This is a genomic window from Dysosmobacter sp. HCP28S3_G4 (assembly GCF_052065175.1).
Classification (GTDB): Bacteria; Bacillota; Clostridia; order Oscillospirales; family Oscillospiraceae; genus Oscillibacter.
In genome coordinates this window covers 1-6,781 of sequence record NZ_JBQHUP010000077.1, presented here as the reverse complement: position 1 = coordinate 6,781, position 6,781 = coordinate 1, and the positions used below count along the sequence as shown (strand labels likewise).

Sequence of the window (6,781 nt, the reverse complement as noted above, 5' to 3'; positions counted from 1 at the left end):
GCAGGCGTTTGCGCCGCGCAGCGGCAGCTTTTCGGCCCGATGCGCGGGCAGAAAAGCGAGGCATTGTGAAGGCTGTTGAAAAAGTCCAATGGACTTTTTCGACAGCCTGAAACCGTCTGCGGAATTGCTTCCGCAGACGGTTTCAGCTTGTCGAAAATCCCCTGTTTGAAGGAAAGAAGTTCTTTTTTGCAGGGGGAGTACGAGGGGGCGGGAGCCCCTTCGTATGGAATCGAATGTCTGCAAAAAGCCTGCGTTAGCAGGCGTTTGCGCCGCGCAGCGGCAGATTTTCGGTCCGCTGCGCGGTCCGAAAATCGAGACATTAGGCAGGCTGTCGGAAAAGTCTATGGACTTTTTCGACAGCCTGAAACCGTCTGCGGAATTGCTTCCGCAGACGGTTTTTCTGCCATTGGTCTCAATGTCCCCTGTGTTTTTCCCTTCGCTTTTCCTATCGGAGATCGAACCGACGTTTCTCCTCCGCCTCCCGCTGCCGGCGGGTGCGGACCTCCCGCTCCTGCCGGTTCTGCTCCCGCTGGAGCTGGAGCGCCTGTTGGGCGCGGGTCCCGATGCCGGCGGCACTCTCCAGCGCCTTCCGCGCCTCCCGCAGGGCCCGCTTCGGATTGATGCTCCGTTCCGGCATCTCCGGCTGCCGGATCGCCGGACTGAAGACCAGGCGGCTGTAATTCCGCAGCAGGAAGTCGTAGACTTCCGCGTCCCGTGGCTCCGCGCCGAAGCTGACTTTACAGGCCTCGTACCGCCCCTCCCCGCTGCGCTCCAGAATGCCGATCCAGAAAGGCTGCTCAAACAGGACGGTCAGGTACAGTGTGTTTCCACCCATGGCAAATTCCTCCTTAAAATAGCTTCCGCAAAGAATGGACAACCAAGGAGGCAGGTTACTGACGGCCAAAGCCGCGCCCGGACTACCAACCGGGCCGTGTTTTGATCTTTGCAGCTCCATTGTAGCATCCGGCCATGCAGCGGTCAAGGCGGCCGTAGGTCCGCCGGAGGACCGGAAAAATCCGGGGCGATGGCGCCCCGGACTTCATATGTCTGTTTTCCCGATTTCATCGAACTGCATGGGCGTATAGCGGATGCCGTCCCGCACCTGCTCCGTGTCTGTTGCCTGGAAGCCCAGATGACGGTATATCTCCACCGCGTAGGGCGAGGAATTCACCGTCAGGGGCGCTCCGCCGGTGTCTCCCAGCAGGGCCTGAAACAGCGCCCGCCCCACGCCTCGGCGGTGCCTGTCCGCGTCCACGAAAAACAGGGAGATGTGCCGCTCTCCCGTCCGGAGGGCCAGGACGCCCACCATCGTCTCCCCTTCCAGGGCACCGTACACGGTCAGATGCTTCGCCGTGGACGGGTCCTGTACGTAGGCCCGGAAGGTCTCCACCCCCTCGGGGGCGTACTCCGGTGCCTCAAATATCTGAAAGACCCGCCAGGCCAGCTCCAGGGCCGCCGGTTTCTCCGCTTCGGTCAGTTTTCGGATCTCCATCTGTACTCTCCTTTTTGCAAACAGCGCCCCCGAAGATACGGGGGCGCTGTTCCTTTCAGCCTTTGTTCTGTTTTGTTCGCTTACGCCTGCAGGGCCTTGGCGGACTCCTCCAGCTTGGCGATGAGCTCGCGGTACTTGGCCGCCTTCTCCCGCTCGGCATTCACCACGGCCTCCGGGGCGTTGGCTACGAACTTCTCATTGGCCAGCTTCTTCTCCGTGATGCGCAGGCCGTTCTCCGCCTTCTCCTTCTCCTTGGCGATGCGCTCCAACTCCGCCTTGAAGTCCACCAGCTCGCTGAGGGGGATATAGGCGTTGGCCTTCCGGGTGACAATGCTCACCAGACCGTTGAGATCTGCAGGGGCCTCGCCGGTGACTTCCACCTTGTCGGCGTAGGCCAGCCGCTGGATGAAGTGGCTGCCCTGCTCGTAGATGGCAGGTTCCGCCGTCACCAGGATGATCTCCGCTTTCTTGGAGGGCGGCACGTTCATCTCCGCCCGACGGGCGCGGATAGCCTTGATGGTGTCCATAACGGCCTCCATGGCCTCTGCTTCAGCGGCGAAGTCCAGCGCCGGATCGTACTCCGGCCACTGGGAGGTCATCAGGTACTGGCTGGTCTCGCCTGCCGTCTTGGGCAGGGCCTGCCAGATCTCCTCGGTGATGAAGGGCATGAAGGGATGCAGCAGCTTCAGCAGGGCCACCAGCACGTAGCACAGCACGTTCTGGGCCACCAGCTTGGCCTCCTCGTCTGCGCCGTTGAGGCGGGACTTGGTCAGCTCGATATACCAGTCGCAGTAGGTGTCCCACAGGAAGTCGTAGACCTTGGCGGAGGCCACGCCGATCTCGTAGGCGTCCAGATTCTCGGTGACTTCCTTCACCAGCGTGTTCAGCTCGCTGAGGACCCACTTGTCCTCCAGCTCCAGCTTGTCCGCCGCGGGCAGCTGGTACTGGTCGATGGTCAGATTCATCTGCACGAAGCGAGAGGCGTTCCAGATCTTGTTGGCGAAGTTCCGCATGGCCTCGCACTTCTCGGTGTAGAACCGGGTGTCGTTGCCGGGGGAGTTGCCGGTGATCAGGTTGAAGCGCAGGGCGTCGGCGCCGTACTTCTCCGCCATCTCCAGGGGGTCGATGCCGTTGCCCAGGGACTTGGACATCTTGCGGCCCTTGTCGTCCCGGACCAGACCGTGGATGAGGACGGTGTGGAATGGAATCTTCTTCATCTGCTCGCAGCCGGAGAAGATCATCCGGGCCACCCAGAAGAAGATGATGTCGTAGCCGGTCACCATGACGGACGTGGGATAGTAGAAGTCCAGGTCCTCGGTCTTTTCGGGCCAGCCCAGGGTGGAGAAGGGCCACAGGGCGGAGGAGAACCAGGTGTCCAGCACGTCGGGGTCACGGGTCAGATGGGTGGAGCCACACTTCTCGCACTTCGTCGGATCCTCCCGGCTGACGTTGATGTGGCCGCAGTCGTCGCAGTACCAGGCGGGGATCTGATGGCCCCACCACAGCTGGCGGGAGATGCACCAGTCATGGACGTTCTCCATCCAGTTGATATAGGTCTTGGAGAACCGCTCGGGGACGAACTTCACTTCGCCCTCCTTCACCACCCGCAGGGCCTCCTGGGCCAGGGGCTCCATCTTCACGAACCACTGGGCGGAGATCAGGGGCTCCACGTCGTTGTGGCAGCGGTAGCAGGTGCCCACGTTGTGGTTGTAGGGCTCGGTCTTCACCAGATAGCCCTGCTCCTCCAGATCCTTCACGATCTGCTTGCGGCACTCGTAGCGGTCCATACCGTTGTAGGGGCCGCCGTTCTCGTTGATCTTGCCGTCGTCGCCGATGCAGCGGATGACCGCCAGATTGTGGCGCAGGCCCACCTCGAAGTCGTTGGGGTCGTGGGCGGGGGTCATCTTCACGGCGCCGGTGCCGAAGCCCAGCTCCACGTAATCATCCGCCACAATGGGGATCTCCCGGTTCATGATGGGCAGGATGCAGGTCTTGCCCACCAGATCCTTGAACCGCTCGTCCTCCGGGTTCACGGCCACGCCGGTATCGCCCATCATGGTCTCGGGACGGGTGGTGGCCACCACCAGATCGCCGGAGCCGTCGCTCAGGGGATAGCGGATATACCACAGGTGGCCGGGCTTGTCCACATACTCCACCTCGGCGTCGGACAGGGCGGTGATGCAGTGGGGGCACCAGTTGATGATGCGGCTGCCCTTGTAGATCAGGCCCTTGTCATACAGCTCGCAGAAGGTCTCCCGGACGGCCTTGGAACAGCCCTCGTCCATGGTGAACCGGGCGCGGCTCCAGTCGCAGGAGACGCCCAGCTTCTTCTGCTGTTCCACGATGCGGCCGCCGTACTTCTCCTTCCACTGCCAGACCCGCTGGAGGAATTTCTCACGGCCCAGATCGTAGCGGGTCTTGCCCTCCTTGACCCGAAGTTCCTCCTCCACCTTGATCTGGGTGGCGATGCCGGCGTGGTCGGTGCCGGGCAGCCACAGGGTGGAATAGCCCTCCATCCGCTTGAAGCGGGTCAGGATGTCCTGAAGGGTGGAGTCCAGGGCGTGGCCCATGTGGAGCTGGCCCGTGACATTGGGGGGCGGCATGACGATGGAGAAGGGCTTCTTCTCGGAATCGGGGTCGCCGTTGAAGCAGTCGCCGTCCATCCACATCTGATAGATGCGGGACTCCACCTGCTGCGGCTCATACACCTTTGGCAGTTCTTTTTTCATGTGTTTCGTCTCTCCTATAACAAATTCTTGCAGTATTTCTTATATATTTCCGTGGGGCTTCCCCACCCATTCGCACTTTTTGCCGCATTTACTCTCCATCCAGGCCCGCAGCTCGTCCACGCTGCCGCCTTTCAGGTTAGCCTTGTCCAGGATCAGACCCTGTCCATTCTGTAAAATATAGTAGAGATTCCTCTCCGTCTCCAGCAGACGGTGGCAGGCGTCATAGGGATACTGGCCGCTGGTCTTGTTGTTTTTCGCCAGCATATAGGACTTCTCCAGAATAAAGTCGCTGCCGGTGACGCTCTTGTCCATGGTCATCTGAACGCCCAGCGCCACAAACTTGTAGAAGAAGATCCCCCGGGCCAGGAAAAACAGGCCCAGAACTCCGAAGATCGCCACAAACACCCAGTGCCCCGTCTGAAGGGCAAACAGGAATGCCGTCATGCCCAGGCACACCGCCGCCCACAGAAAGTTGAACATCCGTCTGCGCCTGGTAATCTCACGGGTCACGGTACTCCCCACCACCCGCTGCAGCTCCTCTACATTGCTGAAATCATATTCCGTATGGGTCATCATTCTCAATGCCATTCTCTTTTCTCCTTGTCCGGCCGGAGCAAAACAAACCGCCCCCGGTTCATTGGATGTATTCCGGGGCTTTTCCGGTCTTTTGTGCGAGGAATGTGCAGAATTCCCCGGGGCTGCCCGCCGTGAAAGCATCTTTTTGCAGGATGTATCGCATCTGCCCCTGCAGGAACAGATAATAGCGCCCCTCGTCCTCCCAGGCGCCGGTGACGGCGTGATAGCGGTAGCTGCCGGAGGTGCCGGGTTCCCACACGGAGAAGCCGTCGTCCTCAAAGGTGAACCGCATGGGCTTGTCCTGGATATTCGACCGGAAGTGCTGTTCCATCCGCCTGTCGGCCAGGCCTTCCCTGGCGTCTTTCCTGCGGAAGGTCCGCACACCCGCCAACAGGGCCGCCGCCCCGATCAGCGTGATCAGGTTGACAAGGCCGCCCAGCAGACCCAGCAGGATCAGAAGCCCGCCGAAGGCCATCATGAACACGCCCCAGGCTCTCTGAAAACCAAACGTGGCCCGGACCGCTCCGCCCAGGACCCTCCCGTGAAGGGTATAGGTCTTTCTCCAGGCGTCCCAGTCCTCCCAGGTGCATGTCTCCTCGACTCTGAATATCATACTGCCCTCCAACAAAAAGCGCCCCGGGCCTTTCGGCTCAGGGCGAACAAATGTCCGTGGTACCACCTGGATTCGGGATGCTCCCGCACTCACTGACGCATAACGTCTCTCCCCGGTAACGGTGGGATGCCGTTGCGGCTTACTGTTCTTTCAGCCCAATGCTCCGGGACGACTTCCCCGGCCGCTTCGCAGGAACTTCCACCAACCGTTCCCTCTCTTGGCGTCCGCCTGCCGGGTACTGCTTCCCATCCTCGCAGTTTCCAATATACTGCATTAGTATAGTATACCCGGTTTCGATTGTCAAGAGCCGGAAGGGACCGGAGCTTCCGGAAAATTCCGGGGCCGCCGCGTCGGACGGCCTTGCAAAACGGCGCGTTTCGTCCTATGATAATGTATACTGAATAAACCGCAAAGCGGTTTTATAGAATTCAGACATTGTCACAATGTGTATTTCCATCGGCGCGGCGCGCCGCACCGATGGAATGTGCGCATTATGATAGAGAAACAGGCCGGACCGCCGGCCAAACCTGTTTTGGAGGAGGACTTGTCATGGATGCCGTATCACTTTCCATCGGACACATCCCCGCCATGCTGTGGGGCCCGCCGTCAGAGCAGGTCTATCTCTTTGTCCACGGCAAATGCGGCTGCAAGGAGGAGGGGGCAGCCTTTGCGGACATCGTCTGTCCCAGGGGGCGGCAGGTCCTGAGCATCGACCTTCCCGGCCACGGGTACCGGAAGGATGAGATGGACCGCTTCGACCCCTGGCACGTGGTGCCGGAGCTGGACGCGGTGCTGGACTATGCCCACAGCCGCTGGCCCCATGTGTCCCTCCGAGCCAACAGCATCGGCGCCTGGTTCAGTATGCTCAGCGACGCGGGGAAGCTGGAGAACTGCCTGCTGGTCTCGCCGGTGCTGGACATGGAGCGTCTCATCCGCCGGATGATGGGCTGGGCCGGTGTGTCGGAGGAACAGCTGGAGCGGCAGCAGACCATCCCCACGGCCTTCGGGGAGACGCTGTCCTGGCCCTATTACTGCTACGCCCGGGAGCATCCCATCACCCGCTGGGACGCACCCACCGCCATTCTGTATGCCGGGAAAGACGATCTGACGGAGCGCGGCACCGTGGACGATTTCGCCGCCCGCTTCCATTGCCGCCTGACCATCATGGAGGACGGCGAGCACTGGTTCCACACGCCGGAGCAGCTGGCTGTCCTGGACCGCTGGACGGCGGAGAACTGCTGAGAAAGCACGATATTGAGAAGCTGAGGGCCGCCCTTTCCGGGCGGCCCTCAGGCTGTCAAAAAAGTCCATAGACTTTTCCGACAGCCTGACTAATGTCTCGATTTTCGGACCGCTATGCGGTCCGAAAAT

The 6,781-nt window shown here is 60.9% G+C and carries 6 protein-coding genes and 1 other annotated feature; of the genes, 1 reads left to right on the top strand and 5 read right to left on the bottom strand.

Features of this window, described 5'->3' with window-relative positions; all coding sequences use genetic code 11:
- Window positions 1–445 precede the first annotated feature (445 nt).
- The 5 genes from ACTNBU_RS12175 to ACTNBU_RS12155 all read right to left on the bottom strand — a co-directional run bounded on the left by ACTNBU_RS12175 (window position 446) and on the right by ACTNBU_RS12155 (window position 5,410).
- Complete coding sequence (locus ACTNBU_RS12175; RefSeq protein ID WP_441034316.1) at window positions 446–835, bottom strand: YjdF family protein; 390 nt, start codon at window positions 833–835, stop codon at window positions 446–448.
- A 204-nt stretch (window positions 836–1,039) separates the two neighbouring features.
- Complete coding sequence (locus ACTNBU_RS12170) at window positions 1,040–1,492, bottom strand: GNAT family N-acetyltransferase (RefSeq protein WP_441034315.1); 453 nt, start codon at window positions 1,490–1,492, stop codon at window positions 1,040–1,042.
- Between the two features lie 80 nt (window positions 1,493–1,572).
- Window positions 1,573–4,221 (bottom strand): valine--tRNA ligase, encoded by a 2,649-nt coding sequence (locus tag ACTNBU_RS12165; protein ID WP_441034313.1) that lies wholly within the window; start codon window positions 4,219–4,221, stop codon window positions 1,573–1,575.
- Between the two features lie 39 nt (window positions 4,222–4,260).
- Window positions 4,261–4,809 carry a YcxB family protein gene (locus ACTNBU_RS12160; RefSeq protein ID WP_441034311.1) on the bottom strand — a complete coding sequence of 183 codons (549 nt, stop codon included), beginning with the start codon at window positions 4,807–4,809 and terminating at the stop codon, window positions 4,261–4,263.
- A 46-nt stretch (window positions 4,810–4,855) separates the two neighbouring features.
- A complete protein-coding gene (locus ACTNBU_RS12155) occupies window positions 4,856–5,410 on the bottom strand; it encodes a YcxB family protein (protein ID WP_441034309.1) in 555 nt (184 codons plus the stop codon).
- A gap of 35 nt (window positions 5,411–5,445) precedes the next feature.
- Window positions 5,446–5,671 (bottom strand) — a binding site (T-box leader).
- Window positions 5,672–5,959: 288 nt separating this feature from the next.
- On the opposite strand from ACTNBU_RS12155, the gene ACTNBU_RS12150 reads away from it, so the two are divergent.
- A complete protein-coding gene (locus tag ACTNBU_RS12150; protein ID WP_441034307.1) occupies window positions 5,960–6,652 on the top strand; it encodes an alpha/beta hydrolase in 693 nt (230 codons plus the stop codon).
- The last annotated feature ends 129 nt before the right edge of the window (window positions 6,653–6,781 follow it).